This is a genomic window from Niveispirillum sp. BGYR6 (assembly GCF_027568365.1).
GTDB lineage: Bacteria > Pseudomonadota > Alphaproteobacteria > Azospirillales > Azospirillaceae > Niveispirillum.
The window spans coordinates 156,759-179,015 of record NZ_JANLNL010000009.1 but is presented as its reverse complement, the minus strand read 5'-3'; the positions used below and the strand labels follow the sequence as shown (position 1 = coordinate 179,015).

General features: G+C 63.3%; 19 protein-coding genes. 12 read left to right on the top strand and 7 right to left on the bottom strand.

Annotated features, from left to right (window positions below; all coding sequences use genetic code 11):
• Nucleotides 1–81: 81 nt before the first annotated feature.
• The 5 genes from PCJ49_RS18245 to arsH are packed head-to-tail and all read left to right on the top strand — an operon-like array spanning nt 82 to nt 3,248.
• A complete protein-coding gene (locus PCJ49_RS18245) occupies nt 82–462 on the top strand; it encodes a winged helix-turn-helix domain-containing protein (RefSeq protein ID WP_269912198.1) in 381 nt (126 codons plus the stop codon).
• A gap of 1 nt (nt 463) precedes the next feature.
• A complete protein-coding gene (locus tag PCJ49_RS18240; protein ID WP_269912197.1) occupies nt 464–970 on the top strand; it encodes an arsenate reductase ArsC in 507 nt (168 codons plus the stop codon).
• On the top strand, nt 967–1,392 hold the full coding sequence (arsC, locus tag PCJ49_RS18235; RefSeq protein ID WP_269912196.1) for an arsenate reductase (glutaredoxin): 426 nt from the start codon (nt 967–969) through the stop codon (nt 1,390–1,392). Before PCJ49_RS18240 ends, arsC begins: the two co-directional genes overlap by 4 nt.
• Before the next feature lie 45 nt (nt 1,393–1,437).
• Nucleotides 1,438–2,499, top strand: a complete 1,062-nt coding sequence (arsB, locus tag PCJ49_RS18230; RefSeq protein WP_347710441.1) for an ACR3 family arsenite efflux transporter — start codon at nt 1,438–1,440, stop codon at nt 2,497–2,499.
• Nucleotides 2,499–3,248 (top strand): arsenical resistance protein ArsH, encoded by a 750-nt coding sequence (gene arsH / locus PCJ49_RS18225; RefSeq protein ID WP_269912194.1) that lies wholly within the window; start codon nt 2,499–2,501, stop codon nt 3,246–3,248. The genes arsB and arsH overlap by 1 nt, the downstream gene beginning before the upstream one ends.
• A 37-nt stretch (nt 3,249–3,285) precedes the next feature.
• Here arsH and PCJ49_RS18220 read toward each other — a convergent pair whose 3' ends face one another.
• Together PCJ49_RS18220 and PCJ49_RS18215 are read right to left on the bottom strand one after the other, a co-directional pair.
• Nucleotides 3,286–4,530, bottom strand: a complete 1,245-nt coding sequence (locus PCJ49_RS18220) for an amidohydrolase family protein (RefSeq protein ID WP_269912193.1) — start codon at nt 4,528–4,530, stop codon at nt 3,286–3,288.
• 4 nt (nt 4,531–4,534) lie between these two features.
• Nucleotides 4,535–5,077, bottom strand: a complete 543-nt coding sequence (locus PCJ49_RS18215) for a thioredoxin family protein (protein ID WP_269912192.1) — start codon at nt 5,075–5,077, stop codon at nt 4,535–4,537.
• Nucleotides 5,078–5,171: 94 nt separating this feature from the next.
• Here PCJ49_RS18215 and PCJ49_RS18210 point away from each other — a divergent pair, with 94 nt between their 5' ends.
• Both PCJ49_RS18210 and PCJ49_RS18205 read left to right on the top strand, forming a co-directional pair.
• The gene (locus tag PCJ49_RS18210; RefSeq protein WP_269912191.1) at nt 5,172–5,627 is read left to right on the top strand and encodes a YqaA family protein; all 456 of its coding nucleotides are present in this window, start codon (nt 5,172–5,174) and stop codon (nt 5,625–5,627) included.
• Between the two features lie 383 nt (nt 5,628–6,010).
• The gene (locus tag PCJ49_RS18205; RefSeq protein ID WP_269912190.1) at nt 6,011–8,893 is read left to right on the top strand and encodes a methyl-accepting chemotaxis protein; all 2,883 of its coding nucleotides are present in this window, start codon (nt 6,011–6,013) and stop codon (nt 8,891–8,893) included.
• 133 nt (nt 8,894–9,026) lie between these two features.
• Here PCJ49_RS18205 and aroC read toward each other — a convergent pair whose 3' ends face one another.
• Both aroC and fabI read right to left on the bottom strand, forming a co-directional pair.
• Complete coding sequence (aroC, locus tag PCJ49_RS18200) at nt 9,027–10,103, bottom strand: chorismate synthase (RefSeq protein WP_269912189.1); 1,077 nt, start codon at nt 10,101–10,103, stop codon at nt 9,027–9,029.
• 7 nt (nt 10,104–10,110) lie between these two features.
• Nucleotides 10,111–10,971, bottom strand: coding sequence for an enoyl-ACP reductase FabI (gene fabI / locus PCJ49_RS18195; protein WP_269912188.1), 861 nt, complete (start codon nt 10,969–10,971; stop codon nt 10,111–10,113).
• Between fabI and PCJ49_RS18190 the strand changes: the two genes are divergently transcribed.
• Together PCJ49_RS18190 and PCJ49_RS18185 are read left to right on the top strand one after the other, a co-directional pair.
• On the top strand, nt 10,964–12,394 hold the full coding sequence (locus PCJ49_RS18190) for a YihY family inner membrane protein (protein WP_269912187.1): 1,431 nt from the start codon (nt 10,964–10,966) through the stop codon (nt 12,392–12,394). The two genes, fabI and PCJ49_RS18190, sit on opposite strands and share 8 nt — an antisense overlap.
• A gap of 340 nt (nt 12,395–12,734) precedes the next feature.
• Nucleotides 12,735–15,671 carry a TonB-dependent receptor gene (locus PCJ49_RS18185; protein WP_269912186.1) on the top strand — a complete coding sequence of 979 codons (2,937 nt, stop codon included), beginning with the start codon at nt 12,735–12,737 and terminating at the stop codon, nt 15,669–15,671.
• A 384-nt stretch (nt 15,672–16,055) separates the two neighbouring features.
• On the opposite strand, the gene PCJ49_RS18180 is transcribed toward PCJ49_RS18185, so the two are convergent.
• The gene (locus PCJ49_RS18180; protein ID WP_269912185.1) at nt 16,056–17,162 is read right to left on the bottom strand and encodes an OmpA family protein; all 1,107 of its coding nucleotides are present in this window, start codon (nt 17,160–17,162) and stop codon (nt 16,056–16,058) included.
• Between the two features lie 419 nt (nt 17,163–17,581).
• Between PCJ49_RS18180 and PCJ49_RS18175 the strand changes: the two genes are divergently transcribed.
• The 3 genes from PCJ49_RS18175 (at nt 17,582) to PCJ49_RS18165 (ending at nt 20,457) form a co-directional block, all read left to right on the top strand.
• On the top strand, nt 17,582–19,609 hold the full coding sequence (locus tag PCJ49_RS18175; RefSeq protein WP_269912184.1) for an aminopeptidase P family protein: 2,028 nt from the start codon (nt 17,582–17,584) through the stop codon (nt 19,607–19,609).
• Between the two features lie 143 nt (nt 19,610–19,752).
• Nucleotides 19,753–20,016 (top strand): type II toxin-antitoxin system Phd/YefM family antitoxin, encoded by a 264-nt coding sequence (locus PCJ49_RS18170; RefSeq protein WP_269912183.1) that lies wholly within the window; start codon nt 19,753–19,755, stop codon nt 20,014–20,016.
• A 3-nt stretch (nt 20,017–20,019) separates the two neighbouring features.
• A complete protein-coding gene (locus PCJ49_RS18165; protein WP_269912182.1) occupies nt 20,020–20,457 on the top strand; it encodes a type II toxin-antitoxin system PemK/MazF family toxin in 438 nt (145 codons plus the stop codon).
• Between the two features lie 30 nt (nt 20,458–20,487).
• Here PCJ49_RS18165 and PCJ49_RS18160 read toward each other — a convergent pair whose 3' ends face one another.
• Both PCJ49_RS18160 and ispH read right to left on the bottom strand, forming a co-directional pair.
• Entirely contained in the window at nt 20,488–20,952 is a 465-nt protein-coding gene (locus PCJ49_RS18160; RefSeq protein ID WP_269912181.1) for an AraC family transcriptional regulator, read from the bottom strand.
• 205 nt (nt 20,953–21,157) lie between these two features.
• Nucleotides 21,158–22,144 (bottom strand): 4-hydroxy-3-methylbut-2-enyl diphosphate reductase, encoded by a 987-nt coding sequence (gene ispH, locus PCJ49_RS18155; protein ID WP_269912248.1) that lies wholly within the window; start codon nt 22,142–22,144, stop codon nt 21,158–21,160.
• Nucleotides 22,145–22,257 lie beyond the last annotated feature (113 nt).

Sequence of the window (22,257 nt, the reverse complement as noted above, 5' to 3'; positions counted from 1 at the left end):
CGTTCCCTCAGGCCCGGCCGGCGGGTGCCGGGGTTCTTTTCGGGGCTTGACTCCCGTTATCATTTCGATGATCGTTGAAATATGGAAATCAAAGCTGCCACCGAGGCGTTCGCCGCCCTGTCCCAGGAAACCCGCCTGGGCATTTTCCGCCTGCTGGTGCAGGTGGGGCCGGATGGGTTGACGGCGGGGGAGGTGGCGCAGCGCCTGGGCGTTGCACCCTCCACCCTGTCGCATCATTTGGCCATGCTGGAACGGGCGGGCTTGCTACGTTCCTGGCGGGTACAGCGCCATATCCATTACGCGCCGGATTTTGACGGCACGCGTCGCCTGCTGGCCTTCCTGGTGCAGGATTGCTGTGGCGGCCGGCCGGAACTGTGCGGGGAAGGGCTGCTGGCGGCGGTTGGCGTCTGCACACCCGCTTGCAGCCCGGACGCCCCCCACCCCATCCCTGTCGGAGCGTGAGATGAGTGATCAGCCCTACAATGTCCTCTTCCTCTGTACCCATAACTCCGCCCGCAGCATGATGGCGGAGTGCATTCTGAACCGGCTTGGCAAGGGCCGCTTTCGGGCATTCAGTGCCGGCAGCCAGCCATCGGGCCGCATCAACCCCTTCGTGCATGATCTGCTGGCCCATCTGGGGCACGATGTCTCGGCATTGCGGTCGAAAAGCTGGGACGTGTTTGCCGGCGCCGATGCGCCGCAGATGGATTTCATCTTCACCGTCTGCGACAGCGCCGCCGGGGAAGTCTGCCCCATTTGGCCCGGTCATCCGATGACCGCCCATTGGGGCTTCACCGATCCGTCGTCGGCCGGCGGCAGCGATGCGGAAAAGGCGGCCTTCACGGCCGAGATTTACCGCCAGATCGAACGGCGCCTGCAGCTTTTCGTCAACCTGCCGCTCGCCTCGCTCGACCGGCTGGCAGTGAAACGGCGTTTGGTGGAAATGGCACAGCAGGAAGCCCTGTCATGACCGACATCACCATCTATCACAACCCCGCCTGCGGCACCTCGCGCAACACGCTGGCCATGATCCGCAACAGCGGCGTGGAACCGGTGGTGATTGAATATTTGAAGACCCCGCCCAGCCGGGCGGTGCTGGCCGACCTGATCGCCCGCATGGGCGTGCCGGTGCGGGCGGTGCTGCGGGAAAAGGGCACCCCCTATGCTGAACTGGGGCTGGATGATCCCAGCCTGTCGGATGATGCCTTGCTGGATGCCATGCAGGCCCATCCGATCCTGATCAACCGGCCCATCGTGGTGACGCCGCTGGGGATGCGCCTCTGCCGCCCGTCGGAACTGGTGCTGGATATCCTGCCCGCAGCACAGAAGGCCGCCTTCACCAAGGAGGATGGGGAGGCCGTGGTGGATGCGGCCGGTCACCGTCTGCGCTGATCCGCTTTCCCCCGTTTCTCATCGAAGGCTGCCCCGATCATGGCTATGCCCACCCGCCGCCTGTCCTTTCTGGACCGTTTTCTGACCGTGTGGATTTTTGCCGCCATGGCCCTAGGGCTGGTGCTGGGCAGCCTGTTCGACGGGGTGCCGGCCGCACTCGACCGGCTGTCGGTGGGCACCACCAACATCCCCATCGCCATCGGGCTGGTGCTGATGATGTATCCGCCGCTGGCCAAGGTGCGGTACGAGGAATTGCCCCAGGTCTTCGCCGACAAGCGTATCCTGGCCCTGTCCTTGATCCAGAACTGGATCATCGGCCCCTGCCTGATGTTCGCGCTGGCGGTGATTTTCCTGCATGACCGGCCGGATTACATGACGGGCCTGATCCTGATCGGTCTGGCCCGCTGTATCGCCATGGTGCTGGTCTGGAACCAGTTGGCCTGTGGCTCCAACCAGTATGTGGCGGGGCTGGTGGCCTTCAATTCCATCTTCCAGATCCTGTTTTTCAGCGCCTATGCCTGGTTCTTCCTGGGCTTCCTGCCGCCCTTGCTGGGGCTGGAGGGCAGCGTCATCGACGTGTCGTTCCAGACCATTGCAGAAGCAGTGCTGATCTATCTGGGCATTCCCTTCCTGGCCGGCTTCCTGACCCGGCGGGTGCTGGTCCGCACCAAGGGGGAAGATTGGTATGAAAACCGCTTCCTGCCCCGCATCTCCCCGCTGACGCTGGCGGCCCTGCTGTTCACCATTGTCGCCATGTTCAGCCTGAAGGGGGCCGATATCGTGCGGCTGCCGCTGGACGCGCTGGCCATTGCCGTGCCGCTGACGCTCTATTTCTTCATCATGTTCCTGGTCAGCTTCTTCACCGGCAAGCTGATCGAGGCGGATTACCCGCGCGCCACCGCCGTGGCCTTCACGGCGGCGGGCAATAATTTTGAACTGGCCATCGCCGTGGCCATTGCCGCCTTCGGTCTGGCTTCGCCTGTGGCCTTCGCCGCCGTCATCGGCCCGCTGGTGGAGGTGCCGGTGTTGATCTTGATGGTGCAACTGGCCCTGTGGCTAGGCCGCCGCTGGTTTCCCCTCTCAGCCCCGGTTAAGGAGCAGGCTTAATGTCCCGTCTGCGTCAATTGAGCAATCCTGATCACCTGCCGGCCCTTGATCCCGCCTATGCCCATCGTCTGCCGGGCCTGGGGTTGGGGCTGCTGGACCCGAAGCCGCGCATCCTGTTGCTGTACGGTTCCTTACGCGACCGCTCCTTCTCCCGTCTGGCGGTGGAGGAGGCGGCGCGGCTGCTGGAATATTTCGGGGCGGAGACGCGCATTTTCGATCCGTCCGATCTGCCCTTGCCTGATCAGGTGAAGGGCGATGACCATCCGGCCGTGCATGAGCTACGCGACCATGCCATCTGGTCGGACGGGCAGGTCTGGTGCAGCCCCGAACGCCATGGCCAGATTACCGGCATCATGAAGGCGCAGATCGACCATCTGCCGCTTGCCATGGGTTCCATCCGGCCGACGCAGGGCCGCACCCTGGCGGTGATGCAGGTTTCCGGCGGCTCGCAGAGCTTCAACGCGGTGAACAGCCTGCGCCTTCTGGGCCGCTGGATGCGGATGTTCACCATCCCCAACCAATCCAGCGTCGCCAAGGCATTCCAGGAATTCGATGCCGATGGCCGGATGAAGCCATCCGCCTATTACGACCGCATCGTCGATGTGATGGAAGAGCTGGTGCGCTTCACCGTGTTGCTGCGCCCCCATGCGGCCACGCTGGTGGATCGCTATTCTGAACGCCGGGAAGCTGATCAGCCCGTCAGTGCGGCGGGCGAACTGGCGAACCAGGCGCTGGGGCGGGTGCTGTGATGCCGGGTGCGGGCGGTACTGCGCCCGCACCCGATGATCAGAACCCTGCCGCCGATGCCGGGGCCGGATCGAAGGCGGCCACCGCCTTGCCCCGCCGTGCCACCGGCACCCCGCCTTTCCAGATGCCCAGATGCCGGGCCGGGTTGGCGGCCGCATTGATATCCGCCACCGGGTCGCCCGGCACCAGCAGCAGGTCGGCCACCGCCCCGCTGATCAGGCGGCCATGGTCGGGCAGGTTCAGCAGGTCGGCGGCGTTGCTGGTACCGGCCACCAGGGCCGCCAGCGGGTCCATGCCCAGGGCCACCATATGGGCCAGTTCCTGCGCATTTTCCCCATGCTGGTTGCCGGGGGTGCCGGCATCTGTCCCCAGCGCCACCTTGCCGCCGGCCGCCACAAAGCGCTTGAAGCTGGCGAAATGCATCCCGCTGAACCGTTCCGCCTTGTCCCGCGCAAAGGCGGGCAGCCGGTCCTTCAACGCCAGCAGGGCCTGCATGGCCGCCAGGGTGGGCACCAGATAGGTGCCGTTTTCCAGCATGGTGGCGATGATGGCATCGGTCAGTTCAAACCCATGTTCGATACTGTCCACCCCGGCTTCCAGCGCGCGGGCAATGCCGCGGGCACCCTGGGCATGGGCCGTCACCTTCAGGCCGAAATCATGGGCGGTGCGGGTGGCGGCGGCCAGTTCTTCGGTGCTGGGATGCGGCGCCAGCGGGTCCACCCCGCCGGTCAGCACCCCGCCCGTGGCCATCAGCTTGATGCAGTCGGCCCCGTGCTTCACATTCAGCCGCACGCCGCGCACATAATCGGTCGGCCCGTCGCATTCCAGCCCGATCCAGGAACCATGGCCGCCGGTAATGGTCAGCACCTTGCCAGCGCAGCGGATGGTTGGCCCCTGGTGGCGACCCTGGCGGATGGCATCGCGTACCGACACTTCCAGCCATTCCACCCCGCCCAGATCGCGGATGGCGGTGATGCCGCCGGCCAGCGTGTCCTGGGCATTTTCCAGCAGGCGCAGGGCCATGTCACCGACGCTGCGCTGGCGCAGGGTGGTGACGACATCGCCCGTCGCCTCCAGCCCCAGATGCACATGGGCATCCACCAGCCCCGGCATCAGGGTGGCACCCGTGGTATCCACCCGTGGGCCGGCAAAGCCGCCAAATTCCGCCAGCGGGGCGATGGCGGCGATGCGCCCATCGCCCACCAGCACGCCCAGCCCGGGCCGTGGCGGGGCCAGCCCGTCAAAGACCAGCCCGCCGGCAAACAGCATCGGTTCCACGGCCATCGCCTCAGCCCTTTTTCACCGGGGCGGCATATTTGGCCAGCCAGTCGGCGATGGATTGCGGCGTCATGGAGCGGGCGCTGGACAGTTCGGCACTGTTGGTGGCGTTCAGCACCTTGTCATCGGCGGTGATGATCATCACCGTGGGCACGCCGCGCAGCTTTTCCACCCCGTACTTCGCCGGGATCTGCAGGTTCTTGTTCATGCGGCCCACATCCACCTTCACCAGCTCATAATGGGCGGAAAGGAAGCTCTTCACCTCCGGCAACTCCATGATGCCGGCCAGCACGCGGCAATCCGGGCACCAGTCGCCGCCGAAATTCAGCATCACCCGCTTGCCATTGGCCTTGGCGCGGGCAAAGGCGGCGGCCACCTCCGCATCAGCATTGGCTTCCTCGTCATAGGGGAGCGGCAGCGGCTGCGGCAGGTCTTTGGTATCGGTGACGGAAACCGTGGGTGCCGCCACCTGGGCGGCGGCCATGCCGGCCCCCAGCAGGGGCAGGGCCAGCAGGCCGGCCAGGGCGAAGGCGTGAAGGGCGGGTTTGCGCATGGATCGGTCCTTGGAAATGGAATTGGAACGGGCTTCCGGCCGGTGGCCAGTGTAGCTTGCCCGCGCCCGCCGTGAAGGGGGCAAACCGGCTTTGATGTTGGAAATCTTGGTTGATCCTGCCCTGATCGGCCTGTTCGGCCTCTGCTTTACCGCCGCCACCCTGCTGCCCGGCGGGTCAGAGGCGGCCTTGGTCGCCCTGGCAGTGCAGGGGGCACACCCGCCCTGGCTGCTGCTGGCGGTGGCGACGCTGGGCAATGTGCTGGGCTCGGTGGTGAATTTCTGGCTGGGCCGGGGGATGCGCCATCTGGTCGGCCGGCGCTGGTTCCCCGTCACGGCCGCCCAGCTGGCGCGGGGGGAAGCGCTGTTCCAACACTATGGTGCCTGGACGTTGCTGTTTTCCTGGGCACCCATCATCGGCGATCCGCTGACGGTCGCCGCCGGCAGCCTGGGCGTGCGGTTTTCCCTGTTCGTGATGCTGGTCACTTTGGGGAAACTGGCGCGTTATAGTGTGGTGATGGCGCTGACGCTGGGTGTGCTGGGGGCGGTTTAGGGATGTATGGCCAGCCACTCCTTTTACCGTCCCCCCGGTGAAAGGCCCCTTTCTTCCAGCTTGGTGATGGAATCGCGCAAGGGGGCATAGGGCATGATGGGCGGCCTGCGGGCAGAAACGATGGGCGCGTAACATCGGTGCCGGCGGTGGCAAAGTTAAGGGGCGGTACAGCGGCCCCCTTCCGGCCCTGGAACAAAAGCCACCTATCCTGCCGGTTCTGTAACCGGTCGGATAGGTCGTTGGATATAGCGCTGATGGGGCGTTCAACTACTTTGACGAAAGAAATTGGGGGCAAGTCATAGCCTCGGGAGCGGGGACCATTCATGCGCGACAACGGGCCAGTTACCAATCGTGAAGTCGAGGTCGTTGATGGTGATCTGATCGTGTCGCGGACCGACGCGGCGGGGCGCATCACCTTTGTCAATAACGCCTTCATGGCCATCAGCGGCTTTACGGAATCTGAACTGATCGGACAGCCGCATAATATTATTCGCCATCCCGACATGCCCAAACAGGCCTTTGCCGACCTGTGGGCCACGGTGAAGAGCGGTCATCCCTGGGAAGGGATGGTGAAGAACCGCTGCAAGAATGGCGACCATTACTGGGTGCGCGCCAATGTCACCCCCTTTGTCGAAAAAGGGGAGGTGGTTGGCTATATCTCCATCCGCTCCAAAGTATCGCGCGCGGAAATCGCAGAGGCGGAAGCACTCTATGCCACGCTGCGCCAAGCAGATGCCGGTGCAAACCTGAAGGAAGGACGGGTGGAGGGAACCGGGGTTGTGGCAACGGCCCGCCGCTGGTTCGATTCCATTGCCGGGCGCTTGCTGCTGGTCTTTGGCATCATGCTGATGCTGCAATTGGCGATCGGTGTGATTGGTGATCGTGCATCGGACGATGCACATGATCGGCTGGTGGAACTGAATACCGAAGCGGTGGAGCATCTGCGGCGCTTGAAGATCGTCTCCGACGCATACGCCGTGTTCATCGTTGATGCCTCGCACAAGGTGCGCAACGGTAATTTCACCTGGGATCAGGGGATCCAGTCCATCACCAAGGCACGGGCGGATATCGAGAGAGAGTGGAGCGCTTTCTCATCCGCCGCCTTTGACGATGACGAAAAGGAAAACGTCGCCAAGGTCACGCAACTGGTTGGCCCGGCCAACCAGACGGTGGACGGTCTGCTGGCGGCCATGAAGGCCCAGGACCGAGCCAAGCTTGATGATCTGGTGAAGAACCACCTCTATCAGACCATCGATCCCGTGACGGATGTGATCAGCATCCTGACTGATATTCAGATGGCCCATGGTCCGACCTTCATTGCAGAAAGCGAAGCGGAAAATCGGGCGTTGCTGTGGGTGGAGGTCGTTGTCGGGCTGCTGGTCCTGGCGATCACCCTGCTGTCCGGCTGGTGGCTGGCACGGACGCTGAACAGCCCGCTGAGCGCGATGCGCAAGGCATTCGAGGCGATCGCCGGGCAGCAATTCGATACCCGCATCGAGATGACGCGGATACGGGAATTCCAGGGACTGTTCAGCCAGTTGCGGGCAACCAGTGCCAAATTGGCGTTCAGCGGTGAAGAACGGCTGGTCAATGATGCCAAGGCCAAGGCGGAGACCCGCTATCGCCTGCTGGAAACGATCCAGACGGTGGAGGCGGACCTGCTGGCAACCTGGCAGGGCGTTGAACAAAGCTCTCAGCGCGTGGTTGCCGGTATTGGTCGTCTCGGTTCCGCCATGGTGGCAGTGCGCGGCAATGCCACCACCTTGAGCGCCATTGCGGAACAAAGCTCCGCCAATGCCCAGAATGTGGCGGCAGCGACGGAGCAATTGGGGGCATCGGGGGATGAAATCACCCGGCAGGCGGCCTTGTCCAGTCAGGTGGTGGTGCGCGCCGTCAGCTCTGCCCGCGATGCAGAGCAGGCCGTTGAGCGCATGGCCGAGGCGGCGACGGAAATTCAACAGGTGGTCGGCCTGATCGCGGAGATCGCGGCGCAAACCAACCTGCTGGCCCTGAATGCCACGATTGAGGCCGCGCGTGCCGGCGATGCCGGCAAGGGATTTGCCGTGGTGGCAGGCGAGGTGAAAAGCCTTTCCACCCAGACCCGCAACGCCACCGACGATATCGCCAGGCGCATTGCCGCCGTTCATCAGGCCGTTGATGGCAGTGTCGAAGGCATCCGGGCTGTTATCCGTGTCGTGGAGGAAATCAACGCGGCGGCGGCGGCGACGGCAGACGCGGTGACGCAGCAATCGGCGGCCAGCGCGGAAATCGGGCGTAACGCGGAGCAATCCGCGGCCGGCTCCGCGCAGGTGTCCAGCAGCGTGATCCAGATCAGCCGAGAGATCGACGATGCCAGCACTGTGGCGCAGGAAGTTGAGATGGGCGTCAAGGACAGTCATCAGGCTTTTGGCTCCCTGCGCAACCGCTTGTTGACGACCCTGCGGCAGTCTGTTGCGGGTGACCGCCGTTCCCTGGATCGCATACCCACCGATATGCCGGTGCGGGTGATGGCGGGTGGGCACACCCATTCCATGCGGTTGCAGGACCTGTCGGAGGAAGGCGGCCTGCTTGCCCCCCTGCCGGATGTGGACTTCGCTGCGGCCATGCTGATGCAGGTGGATATCCCTGAGGTCGGGGCCGTCGGCGCACGGGTCGTCGGGGCAACCAACATGGGGATCCATTTGAATTTCGAAACCACCCCTGCCATGTCGGCGAAGCTGCGAAACCATGTGCAGAAGCTGATTGATCAGGAAGGCCGGTTCGTGAAGGCGGCGCAGGAAGGTGGGGAGCGGATTGGCCAATTACTGGCCGACGCCGTGGCGAGCGGCCAGATCAGTGAAGAAGCCCTGTTTTCCACGGATCTGAAACTGGTGCAGGGCACGGAGCCCCAGCAATATGAGGCTGCCTTTACCGGGTTGACCGACGCGCTGTTCCCGCAGGTGCAGGAAGCCCTGCTGTCGATGGACCCGAATGTCCAGTTCTGCGCGGCGGTGAATGCGGCCGGCTATCTGCCGACGCACAACAAGAAATATTCCCAGCCCTATCGCAAGGGGGACAGGGATTGGAACCTGCAGCACAGCCGGCACCGCCGACTGTTTGACGATAATGCCGGCGTCGCCGCCGCACGCAACAGCCGGCCCTTCCTGATCCAAACCTATATGCGGGAGATGGGCGGCGGTCAGACCGTTCGCCTGATGGAGGTTGATGCCCCCATCACCGTGAATGGCCGGCGCTGGGGTAATCTGCGTCTGGCCTATCGGAAGTAATACCAACCCGCCGCACATGCGGCGCAAGCCAAGGGTGCGGATGCACCCGCCCGGCGCATGAGGGAACGCAAAACCTCCCTTGATCGGTTGCGATCAAGATGGCTGATGGGGACCGGTTTGCCGGTCCCCGCTTTCAGCCCAATGCGCGGGCGCGCAGGAAATGATCGGCCAGCACAATGGCCATCATGGCCTCGCCCACCGGCACACCCCGGATGCCGACGCAGGGATCATGCCGGCCTTTGGTCAGAATCTCCGTCTCATTCCCATGGATATCCACGGTCAGACGCGGGGTGAGGATGGAACTGGTGGGCTTCACGGCGAAGCGCACGACAATATCCTGCCCGGTGGAAATGCCGCCCAGAATGCCGCCGGCATGGTTGGACAGGAAAACCGGCTTGCCATCCGGCCCCATGCGCATTTCATCGGCATTGGTTTCGCCGGTCAGGGCGGCGGCGTCGAAGCCGTCACCGATTTCAACACCCTTTACAGCGTTGATGGTCATCATGGCGCAGGCCAGATCGCTGTCCAGCTTGTCATAGATCGGTTCGCCCCAGCCGGCGGGCACGCCAGAGGCCACCACCTCAATCACCGCACCGGTGGATGATCCGGCCTTACGCACGCCTTCCAGATATTCCGCCCATTGGGCGGCCGCCACCGGATCGGGGCAGAAGAAGGGGTTCTGGTCCACCTGGGCCCAGTCCCAACGACTACGGTCGATCTTGTGTGGGCCCATCTGCACCATGGCGGCGCGGATACTGATGGGGCCGGCCTGTTCCAGCACGCGGCGGGCCACCGCACCGGCGGCCACGCGGCTGGCGGTTTCCCGCGCGCTGGACCGGCCACCGCCCCGGTAATCGCGGATGCCGTACTTCGCCATATAGGTAAAGTCGGCATGGCCGGGGCGGTACTTGTCCTTGATGTCACCGTAATCCCTGGACCGCTGGTCCTCGTTCTCGATGAACAGCATGATCGGCGTGCCGGTGGTGACACCTTCAAACACGCCGGACTTGATCTGCACCCGGTCCGGCTCCTGCCGCTGGGTGACGTACTTGTTCTGGCCGGGCTTGCGCTTGTCCAGGAAGGACTGGATGAACGCTTCATCCAGCGCCAGGCGCGACGGCACCCCATCCACGATGCAGCCGATGGCGGGGCCATGGCTTTCGCCGAAAGTGGTGAACCGGAACAAGGTGCCGAAGCTGTTGCCCGCCATGATGTGATCAGCCCTCGCCCATGCCGGCCAGCAGCTTGCCGGTTTCCACGGCAGCATCCACCTGCACCATGCCAACGGTGTGATAGCCGGCATCGACATGCAGGTTTTCACCCGTCACGCCGGCGCCCAGGTCGGACAGCAGGTACAGGCCGCTATTGCCGACCTCGTTGATGGTCACGTTGCGGCGCAGCGGGGCGTTCAGCTCGTTCCATTTCAGGATATAGCGGAAATCGCCGATGCCGCTGGCGGCCAGCGTCTTGATCGGGCCGGCGGAGATGGCATTGACCCGGATGCCCTTCGGACCCAGATCATTGGCCAGATACATCACGCTGGCTTCCAAGGCGGCCTTGGCCACGCCCATCACATTATAGTGCGGCATCACCTTTTCCGCCCCATAGTAGGAGAGCGTCAGCAGGCTGCCGCCTTCCTTCATCAGGGGCACGGCGCGCTGGGCGACGGCGGTGAAGGAATAGCAGCTGATGTCCATGGTGCGCAGGAAATTGGCCCGGCTGGTGTTCAGATACAGCCCGTCCAGCTCGCTCTTGTCGGAAAAGGCGATGGCGTGAACGACGAAATCAATCTCGCCCCACTTCGCCTCGATCTCCTTGAAGGTGGCGTCGATGCTGGCCTCGTCCGTCACGTCGCAGGGCAGCAGGATGTCCGATCCCACTTGGTCGGCCAGCGGCTTTACCCGCTTCAGCAGGGCCTCGCCCTGATAGGTGAAGGCCAATTGCGCGCCCTGGGCGGCCACGGCCTGGGCGATGCCCCAGGCGATGGAACGGTCGTTGGCGACCCCCATGATCAGGCCGCGCTTGCCCTGCATCAGGGTGCCGACGGCCGGGGTCGTGACGGTTGCTGTATTGCTCATTCTCTTGCTCTCCAGCATGGCCTTTGCCGTGTCTGCGGGGGAGGCACGGCGTGGCCATAATTGGCGCGCATCCTACACGAACGTTCATAAGGGTCAAACGGATGCGGCTGGAAGCCGGGTGGCGGAAATGGGGGCACTGATGCGGGGCATCATGGCACGGTTGGCAGGAAAGCAGGATGGGCGACCCTGGCGGTTGCTGACCGATGCCGGGGCGATCATTGCCCATACGGTACGCCGGTTCAGCCGCGATGGCGGTTTCATCATGTCGGGTTCGCTGACTTATACGACGCTGCTGGCCCTGGTGCCGCTGCTGACCGTCACCTTCGCCATCTTCACGGCGTTTCCTGCTTATCGCCGGATGCGGCAACAGGCGGAAAGCCTGCTGTTCCAGACGCTGGTGCCGCAGGTGGGCGATCAGGTGCACACCTATGCATCGACATTCATGGCCAATGCCGGGGCCTTGACCGGATTCGGCGCCATCGGCCTTTTCGTCACCTCGATTCTGCTGTTTTTCTCCATTGAGACAGCGTTCAACCGCATCTGGCGCCAGGTGGAGCCGCGCCCCTTCGTGACACGGCTGCTCTCTTTTTGGGCAGTGCTGACGATGACACCCCTGTTGATGGGGGCCAGCCTGTCGGTGGGCGCCGGCATCGTGGCACAGGCCCAGGCGGCTGGCGCGCCGGGCCTGACCCTGCTCTGGACGCTTGCCACCTTCGCGGCAGAAGTGCTGGCCTATAGCGTGATGTATCTGGCCATTCCCAACCGGGACGTGCTGGTGCGGGATGCGCTGGCCGGCGGGACTGTGGCAGCTTTACTGACAGAAATATCCAAGGCCGGCTTTGTCTTCTACGTCACTTTGTTCCCCACCTACGCCTCCATCTATGGCGCCTTGTCGGTGGTGCCGATCTTCCTGTTCTGGCTTTACACCGTCTGGTCGGTGGTTCTGTTCGGGGCAGAACTAACAGCAACACTGCCGGAATGGCGGGCCGGGCGGATGACAGAGGGCGGGGCCGACGGGCTGCTGTCCGGGCACCGGCTGGTGGTGGCTCTGGCCGTGTTGGCCGAACTGCACCGCGCCGCCAGACTGGGGGTGGGGGTGCGGCGGGAAACCCTGGCGGCGCGCATTCCCGTGGGCAGCATCATCATTTCCGACATGCTGGAAACCCTGCGCGCCGCCCATTGGGTGGACCGCACCAGCCGCAATGCCTGGGTTGCTAGCCGCGACCTTCACCAGGCCACGCTGGATGATCTGCGCCGCTCCCTCAACCTGACGATTCGTGGGGATTTGCTGTCCGTGGGGCGCCTCAGCACACAGTGGCAACCCGAAGTGGCGCGCCTGCTGGCCGATGCCGATGCACGCGACCGGCAGGCGCTATCTGTTTCATTGGCAACGATTTTTGCAGTGCAAGAGAAGGATTTTTGACAGGCCGGGGGTGCATGTTGCTGGTTTGTAACGGCGTGGTTACGGCCACTGCTGTCAATTTGCGCTCTCTGCGCAAATTTTGTTCAAAAACATGCGTCCCTCGGTTCGAGGAGTGCAAAACTGCAACGGTCTTGAGCAATGTTGAGTCACCGATGTGAAACACCTATTGCAAGCGCGAGCGATTAGATTGTTATTTGCGGGCAGCAGCCATGCGGCCCGCCTTTCCCATCATAAGGGCGGGGCCCGTTGGTCTATCCGGACGCAACCGGGGTGGATCGCGGGATTAAGGGCAACCCAATGCGGCGTTCGACAAGGGCGTCTGAACAAGGGAAAGAGATAGATGAAGCAGTCCGTATATCCGTCGCGGTCCGTGCGCAGCCTTTTGCTGGCCGGCGCCGCCGTTGGCATGATGACCCTGCCGGCGCTGCCCGCCATGGCGCAGGATCAGGTAGACGAAATCGTTGTCACGGGTTCGCGTATCGCCTCCCCCAACCTGGTTTCCACCAGCCCGATCACCACGGTCGGCCAGGAAGAAATCAAGCTGAGCGGCACCACCCGCGTTGAAGACCTGATCAATCAGCTGCCGCAGTCTTTCGCCACCCAGACCGGCGGTGTCTCGAACGGCGCGACCGGTACCGCGACGGTCAACCTGCGCAATCTCGGCGACGTGCGTACGCTGGTTCTGGTTGATGGCCGCCGCCTGCCGGCCGGCTCCCCGGGCACTGGCGCTGTGGCACCCGATATCAATCAGATTCCGTCCGCCCTGGTCGAACGTGTTGAAGTGGCGACCGGCGGTGGCTCCGCCGTTTACGGCTCCGACGCTATCTCCGGCGTTGTGAACTTCATCATGAAGCAGGATTTCGAAGGCGTTGCTTTCGACTATCAATTCTCCTTCTATCAGCACAATAACGACAGCAAGATCGGCGATGTCGTCCGCGGCCGTAATTTTGCGATGCCCGATGACAGCGTGACCGATGGCTTCACCCGTGATGCCACGGTGGTGATGGGTGCTTCCACGGAAGATGGCCGTGGCAACGTCACCCTGTATGCCGGTTATCGCAAGATCGACCCGATCACCCAGGCCAAGCGTGATTATTCCGCCTGTACGCTGGGTGCCAATGCCGCAGGCTTCACCTGCGCCGGTTCCGGTACCACCGCCCCGACGCATATTTTTGTTGATACCGACGCCTTTCCGTCGGCTGCAGGCCTGACGGCCAACGCCATTGTCAACAATTCCACCGGTGCTTTCCGCAGCTACACCGCTGCTGATGCGTTCAACTATGGCCCGCTGAATTACTTCCAGCGTCCGGATGAGCGTTATACGCTGGGTGGCTTCGGCAAGTACGAAATCAACGAGAATGTCACTGCCTATACGCAGCTGATGTTCATGAACGACCAGACGGTCGCCCAGATCGCGCCGTCGGGCATTTTCGGCGAAGTGGCGACCATCAGCTGCGCCAACCCGATGCTGACCGCCGCTCAGCGCACCCAGCTTTGCGGCAGCAGCCCCACGGCTGGCCAGAGCGTCGATATGACGATCCTGCGCCGCAATGTGGAAGGCGGTAATCGTCAGGACGATCTGGAACACACCTCCTACCGCATGGTTGGCGGTTTCCGGGGTGATTTCGCCGGCTGGTCCTATGATGTTTATGGCCAGTATGCCCGCGTGAATTTTGCCGAGACCTATTATAACGACTTCTCGGTCTCCCGTACGCTTCAGGCGCTGGATGCGGTCCGCGACAGCAGCGGCAACATCGTCTGCCGCAATGCCGCTAATGGCTGCGTCCCCTACAATATCTTCACGCCCGGCGGCGTCACCAAGGAAGCGCTGGCCTTCGTCCAGACCCCCGGCTTCCAGCGTGGCTATACTGAACAGAAGATCGCCAGCGCCAACGTGTCCAAGGATCTGGGTGACTATGGTCTGACCCTGCCGACGGCCACCACCGGTATCGCCATCGCGCTGGGTGCTGAATATCGTGAAGAATATCTGAAGCGCACCGTCGATACGATGTTCGCATCCGGCGATCTGGCTGGCCAGGGTGGCCCGACCCGGGGCGTCGATGGTGGCTTCGATGTGACGGAAGTCTACGGCGAATTGCGTGTTCCGCTGGTGGAAGATGCGCCGTTCGTGAAGCAGTTGACCCTTGATCTGGGCTATCGCTACTCCGATTACTCCAACTTCGGCGGTACCGACACGTACAAGATCGGCGGTGACTGGGCCCCGGTGGAAGATCTGCGTTTCCGTGGCGGTTACAACCGCGCCGTTCGTGCGCCGAACGTGCAGGAGCTGTATTCGGTGCGCGGTATCGGCCTCTTCTCGATGGATGAAGATCCCTGCGCCGGCGCCAACCCCACCTACACGCTGGCCCAGTGCGCCCGCACCGGTGTGAAGGCGTCGCAGTATGGTCGCATCATCGATAACAGCGCGGCTCAGTACAACGCGTTGAACAGCGGTACGCCGACCCTGGATCCGGAAACCTCCGATACCTATTCGGTCGGCTTTGTCGCCACGCCGGCGGTTCTGGAAGGCTTCTCGCTGTCGGTTGACTATTTCAAGATCAAGATCAAGGACGTGATCGACCGTATCCCGTCCGGCATCGCGGTCAATACCTGCGCCACCACCGGCAACCAGCGTTACTGCTCCCTGATCCACCGCGACCCGACCTCGGGCAGCCTGTGGCTGGGTGACAACGCCTATGTCGATGCCTTCTATGACAATCTCGGTTCGCTGGAATCGTCCGGTATCGACCTGGAAGCCAGCTATCGCCTTGATCTGGAAGATGTTGGCGTAAACAACATGGGCTCGCTGGGCTTCAATCTGGCGGGTACCTGGGTTGACACCTTCGTCAAGGAACCGGTTGCTGGTGACGGTAAGTATAACTGCGCCGGCCTGCATGGTTCGAACTGCGAAATCCCGACGCCGAAATGGCGCCACAAGCTTCGCACCACCTGGGCCACACCGCTGGACCTGAACGTCTCCCTCACCTGGCGCTATATCGGTTCGGTGAAGAACGAAGCTACTTCGTCCGACACCTTGCTGAAGGGCACCGTGCTGCCGATCAACCGCAAGTTCGATGCCTATAACTACTTCGACCTGGCTGTCAGCTACAATGCGTCGGAGAACCTGACCCTCAACGCCGGTGTCAACAACCTGTTCGACAAGGATCCGCCGGTGTCGTCGACGATTGCCGGCACCTATGGCAATGGCAATACCTATCCGGGTACCTACGACGCCATGGGCCGTTACATTTTCATGGGCGCCCAGATCAAGTTCTGATCTTAGAGCCAAGTACAGTGTTAAGTGGGATGGCGGGGCTTCGGCCCCGCCATTTCTTTTTGGGGCTATGGCTCAAGGACCGAAGATAATGCCGCGACGGCCGCCGCGCGGCCCATGCCGTTTGCATAATACCAATCCGCCGAGGGTTTGACCCTTGGCGGATTGGAGGCTGGCGACCGCCAGCCCGCGCCACGTGGCGCGCAAGCCAAGCCCGCGGATGCGGGCGCCCGGCGCATGAGGGAACGCAAAATCCCCCTGGATCGGTCACGATCAAGGGGGATTGGTATAAGCCCAAAGAACCAAAAGAAAAGGGGCGCGACCCTTGGCAGGTCGCGCCCCCGTTCAGATGTTCATCACACCGTCAGATCAGCGGGTTGGCTGGTCTTACGGGAAGATGATGACAGCGCGGCGGTTGGACGGCTCACGCACGCCATCGGCGGTCGGCACCAGCAGGTCGGTTTCACCCTTGGCTTCAACGCTGATCTGGGCGGAACCCATGCCCTGGCTCAGCAGATATTCGCGGACCGCTTCGGCGCGGCGCTGCGAGAGCTGCTGATTGTACTGGGCCGAGCCGGCAGTGTCGGCATGGCCGCTGACGGTGATGTTGACGATCTTGCCGGCCTTGGCATCGCGCGCCACGTTCTGCAGCACGCCCTGGGCATCAGCCGACAGGGTGGCCTTGTCAAAGTCGAAGAAGACCGTGAAGTTGCGGGTGATCGCCGGGGCGGCTACCGGCGGCGGGGGCGGCGGCGGGGGGGGCGGCGGCGGCGGCGGGGGCGGCGGTGCGACCTGGGTGGGGGCCGGCGCCTGTTCCGGCGCACCAAAGACATAGCGCACGCCGATCAGGGCAGAGTGGCTGCGGTAATCGGCCTTGGCACGCTGGGTACCAGCCTTGAAGGTGCCCTTGTCGGTATCCAGGTAACGATAGCCGACGGTCAGATCCATATTGTCGGCCACGGCATAGGAGAAGCCGGCACCCACCTGCCAGGCGAAGGTGCTGTCCCAATCATCATACAGCACGCCGGGGGCCGACAGGGACCCAACGCGGTCCATATGCAGGCGGGCCAGACCGACACCGGCATTCACATAGGGGCGCAGGGCCGTGCCGGTATGGAAGTCATAATTCACCACGCCCATGATGGTGATGGCGCTCATATTGCCGCCGCTGCCGTAACGGCCAACCGGGCCGCCCGTGATCTTGTCGACCACATCGGTGGAATAGCCAACCTCCAGGGCCGGACGCAGGCCGTTATCGAAGCGATAGCCGCCTTCCAGAATGCCCGTATAGCCTTCGCTGAAATCCATGCTGTTGAGGGCAGTACCAGCATTTACATTGGTGTCGCGGGTCCAGTTGTAACCGGCCGACAGGCCCAGATACGGACCGGAAGCGGTCTTGATCTCGCCATCCTGTGCCATTGCCAGCGAAGGCAACGCCACCATCAAGGCGGCGGCCGACACCATCGGCGCGAACAAGTTATGCCACTTCTTCATTCTCATATTCCTCCTGAATAAGGACCGGCAAATGTGCCGGGGTAACTCCCGTTTCGGATCAAACAACGCCGCCTCTGACGGACGGTTCCTTCGGAAATAGAGGTTGATTTGTTTGCATCGGCGGGTGTGGCTAAATTGCAACGAAGATGTCTTGCTTCGATACATTAATCCGCTTGAATACCCAGGGGCCGAATGCGAACTCAACTTTCAACAAACGTTGTCTGACGTCGCTTTTTCTGCTGCCTGATTAAGGCAAAACTGTGAAGCGGGCTTGTCATTCTCAGGATTGTCCCTCTGATAACTTATCTATGTCTTACGGCATATGAGTGGGTACCGAATGTACAGTGGCGCTTGCGCCGACACCGCTGCCGCTCTAGCCTCTGGCCCAATCCATACCGCCCAGAACGGGAGCCCAACCCTTGTCCGCCTCCATCTCCACGGCCGCCTATGGCGGTGATGAAAATCTCGCCCGTTTGCTGCAGGAATCCGGGGTGGCGCACAGCGTCGCCGACATCCGCGACCTGATTGCCGGTGTCAATGCCGCCCCGGATGGGGAACTGCCGGATGCCTGGCTGGATCTGGTATCGCTGAAACGGTCGGATGGGTTGAGCGAACAGCTGCTGGCGCTGCGGGCCGGCATCGCCCGCCCCGCCGATCCGGCCCATGGCGATCATGGGGCCCGGCTGGCGGCGCTGCGGGCGGAATTGCAGCGCCGGGGCCTGGATGGGTTCGTGGTGCCGCGCGCCGATGAATATCAGGGTGAATATGTGCCGTTGCGCGGCAGCCGGCTGGCCTGGATCAGCGGTTTCACCGCCTCTGCCGGGGCGGTGGTGGTGTTGCGGGACAAGGCGGCCGTCTTCGCCGATGGCCGTTACACCATCCAGGTCCGCCAGGAAGTCTCGCCCGCCCATTTCAGCTATCACCACCTGATGGAGGAGTTCCACGGCGACTGGGCGGCGGCCAACCTGCCGGCCGGGGCCAAGTTGGGTTTCGATCCCTGGATGCATACGGCCGGCTGGGCCGACAAGATGCGGGCATCCCTCTCCCCCGCCGGAATTGAGCTGGTGGCGACCGAGGGCAACCCCATCGATGCCGTCTGGACCGATCAGCCGCCGGCCCCGCTGGGCATTGTCAATATCCAGCCGCTGTCCGCGACCGGCCGCGATTCCGCCGATAAGCGCGCGGATATTGCCGCCTCGCTGGAACGGTTGCGGCTGGATGCCGCCGTGCTGACCCAGCCGGACAGCATCGCCTGGCTGCTGAATGTGCGTGGCTCCGACGTGCCCTGCACACCGCTGCCGCTGTCCTTTGCCATCATCCACCGGGATGGGCAGGTCGACTGGTTCGTGGATGCACGCAAGCTGGCGCCGGGCTTGGAGCAACATCTGGGCAATGGTGTCGCCATCCGCGCACCGGGTGAATTGCCGGCGGCGCTGGATGCGCTGGGGGGCAAGGAGGCGCGGGTGCGGCTGGATGGCGCCACCGCCGCGCTTTGGGTGATCGACCGGCTGGAAAAGGCGGGTGCCGCCGTCGATCAGGGCGGCGACCCCTGCGTGCTGCCCAAGGCGGCCAAGAATGCGGTGGAAATCGAAGGTTCCAAGGCGGCCCATCGCCGCGATGGTGCCGCCCTGGTCCGCTTCCTGCGCTGGTTTGACGAGGTGGCGCCGAAGGGGGGGCTGGACGAGCTGACCGTGGTGGATACGCTGCTGGCCTATCGTCGTGGTGCGGCCGATTTCCGCGGCCCCAGCTTCGATACGATCAGCGGCGCCGGCCCCAATGGCGCCATCGTGCATTACCGCGCCAATGAGAAGACCAACCGTCCGGTGGAGAATAACAGCGTCTTCCTGCTGGATAGCGGCGGTCAATATCTGGACGGCACCACCGATATCACCCGCACCCTGGCCGTGGGCGATCCGGGTGCGCAGGCACGGCGCCATTTCACCCTGGTGCTGAAGGGCCATATCGCGCTGAACCGCGTCCGCTTCCCCATGGGCACGGCCGGCATCCAGTTGGACGTGCTGGCCCGCCAGTTCCTCTGGCAGGCGGGGCTGGATTATGATCATGGCACCGGTCACGGTGTCGGCTCCTTCCTGTCGGTGCATGAAGGACCGCAGCGCATCGGCAAGACGGTGAACGGCGTCGTGCTGCTGCCGGGCATGATCCTGTCCAACGAGCCGGGTTATTATCTGGCCGGTTCCTACGGTATCCGGGTGGAGAATCTGGAACTGGTGGTGCCGGTGGAAATCGCCGGGGCCGAACGGCCGATGCTGGGCTTTGAGACGCTGACCCTGTGCCCCATCGACCTGCGGATGGTGGACGCCTCGCTGTTGACGGCAGAAGAGCGGGACTGGCTGAACGCCTATCACGCCCGCGTTCTGCGTGAACTGTCCCCGCTGGTGGAAGGCGCTGACCGCGCCTGGCTGGAACAGGCGACGCGGGCGATCTGACCCGCTTGGTTCCAAGGCCCGCCCTGCGTCACACAGGGTGGGCCATCTTGCGTGCAGGCACACCAGCAGGGAGCGCAGATAGGATCAAATTGCCAAACTTATGCAAGTTGCATAGGATGCATGGGCTATGGAGGGCATGTGCCATGGATATGCTGAAAGTGTCGGCGGCAGAATTCCAGCGTAATATCGGGCGCTATCAGGATATGGCCCTGCGGCAGCCGGTGGCTGTGACGCGAAATGGCCGGGAAAGCACCGTGCTGCTGTCTTCTGAAGAATATATGCGCCTCAAGCGCAGGGATCGTCAGGTGATGGTGCCGGCCGATTTCACTGACGCTGATCTGGCCGCACTGGAAGCGTCACGGCCCGCGCCGGAGTCGGACGCGTTCAACGCCGAAATGCCGCTTTAGGCCGTGCCGTTTCCCACACCTGTTCAAGGGCTTGTCATCCGCTACAGCTATCTGTGGCGGCGTGAATATCTCCGTGGACAGGAGGAAGGCAGCAAGGATCGCCCCTGTGCGGTTATCCTCGTTACCACAGCAGAGGATGGCGAACAGGTTGTTACCGTTCTGCCCATTACCCACAGGCCACCAACCGATGCGCGGCTGGCCGTCGAAATACCCACCATGACCAAACAGCGCCTTGGTCTGGACGGGGAGCGCTCCTGGGTGGTGCTCACAGAGGCAAACCGCTTCTTCTGGCCCGGCCCTGATCTTCGCCCGTTACGGGCGGGGGACGGGGGAAGCGTCGCCTATGGCCTGCTTCCCCAGGCGCTGATGGCTGATATTCGACAGCGGTTCATTGCGCTGATCAAAGCACAGAAGGCGGGAGCAGTGCCGCGTACTGAATAGATATAACTCCCTGTGCAGGTAATCACCTTTTCACGCCGCTTCCCCCGCCATCAGGCAGGCATAGCATTCATCCCGTTCGGTGCGGTAACCGCCGGGGGTGGTGCCGACATGGCGGCGGAACATGCCGGTGAAATGGCCCTGGCTGGAAAAGCCGGTGGCCACGGCGATTTCCGCCAGCGGCGTCTCGCTTTCCAGCAGCATTTTCTTGGCGGCATTGATCCTCCGCGCCAGCACATAGCCATGCGGGGCCATGCCGGTGGAGGCCTTGAAGCGCCTTGCGAAATGGCTGGGGCTGAGGCCGGTCTGGGCGGCCAGCAGCGGCAGGGCCAGCGGCCCGTCCAGATTATCCTCAATGAACAGCACCACCCGGCGCAACTGCGCGACCGTCAGGGCCGGGCAGGTCGAATCGCCCATGGGCGGGCGGGCCAGGATGCTATCGACGCTGGTGGTTTCTTCGGCAAGGCAAGCCGCGATGATGGGGGTCGGTGCAAGCATCGGCTGTCCCTTCGGATCGGGGCCGCCGCCGTAAGGGTAAGGGCGGAAGGCCGGGCATGGAGGATGATGCGATGGTCCGCCCCGGTGAAAGCCGGATTTGGACCCGCATCTATCTGGTGGAGATGGCGCCCGCGTAAAGGGGCACACACCCCATCAATGCCACACCCGCTGACCGGGGGCTGTGCGCCCGGTCACGCTGTTTAGTTTACTCCGCCGCCAGCACGCGCGGCAGCTTGAAGACGACGTTTTCCGTCGCCGTCACCACCTCTTCCACCGTCACGGTGAAACGCTCCCGCAGGGCCGTCAGCACCTCATCCACCAGCACTTCCGGGGCAGAGGCACCGGCGGTGATGCCCAGGGTACGAATCTTCTCCAGCCGGGGCCAGTCGATCTGGGCGGCCCGCTGCACCAGCATGGCGCGGGTACAGCCATGGCCGCGCGCCACCTCCACCAGCCGGACGGAGTTGGAGGAATTGGGGGCCCCCAGCACCAGCAACGCATCAGCCTTGGGTGCGATCTGCTTCACCGCCGCCTGCCGGTTGGTGGTGGCATAGCAGATATCTTCCCGCTTCGGCCCGGCAATGTTGGGGAAGCGGTCGCGCAGCGCATCGACAATGGCCCCCGTATCATCCACCGACAGGGTGGTCTGGGTGGCAAAGGCCAGGTTCTCCGGGTCGGCCACATTCAGGGTCGCCACATCTTCCACCGTTTCCACCAGATGCACGGCCCCATCCGGCAACTGGCCGATGGTGCCCACCACTTCGGGATGCCCGGCATGGCCGATCAGCACGATGGTGCGACCGCTTTCATGATGGCGCTCCGCCTCCCGATGCACCTTGGAGACCAGGGGGCAGGTGGCATCGACATAGATCATGTTGCGGCGCTGCGCCTCAGCGGGAATCGCCTTGGGCACGCCATGGGCGGAAAAGACGACGGGCCGGTCATCCGGCACCTCGTCCAGCTCCTTCACGAAGACGGCCCCTTTTGCTTCCAGGCTTTCCACCACAAAGCGGTTATGCACAATTTCGTGGCGCACATAGACGGGCGCGCCGAATTTCTGCAGCGCCACCTCCACGATCTGGATGGCCCGGTCCACCCCGGCGCAGAAACCGCGCGGGGCCGCCAGCAGCACATGCAGCGGCGGCAGAGAGGGCGGGGCGGCGGCGGTTTCTGGCGCGGTGATCTCGGTCATGATGCTGGGAAATTCCTGACGCTGCGTGTAAGGCGGAATGGTGATCGTCGGTGATGCCATGAAATGGCCCTTCTTGGCGGGCTTGTGCCGTTGAAGGGGCCTCTATATTGTCG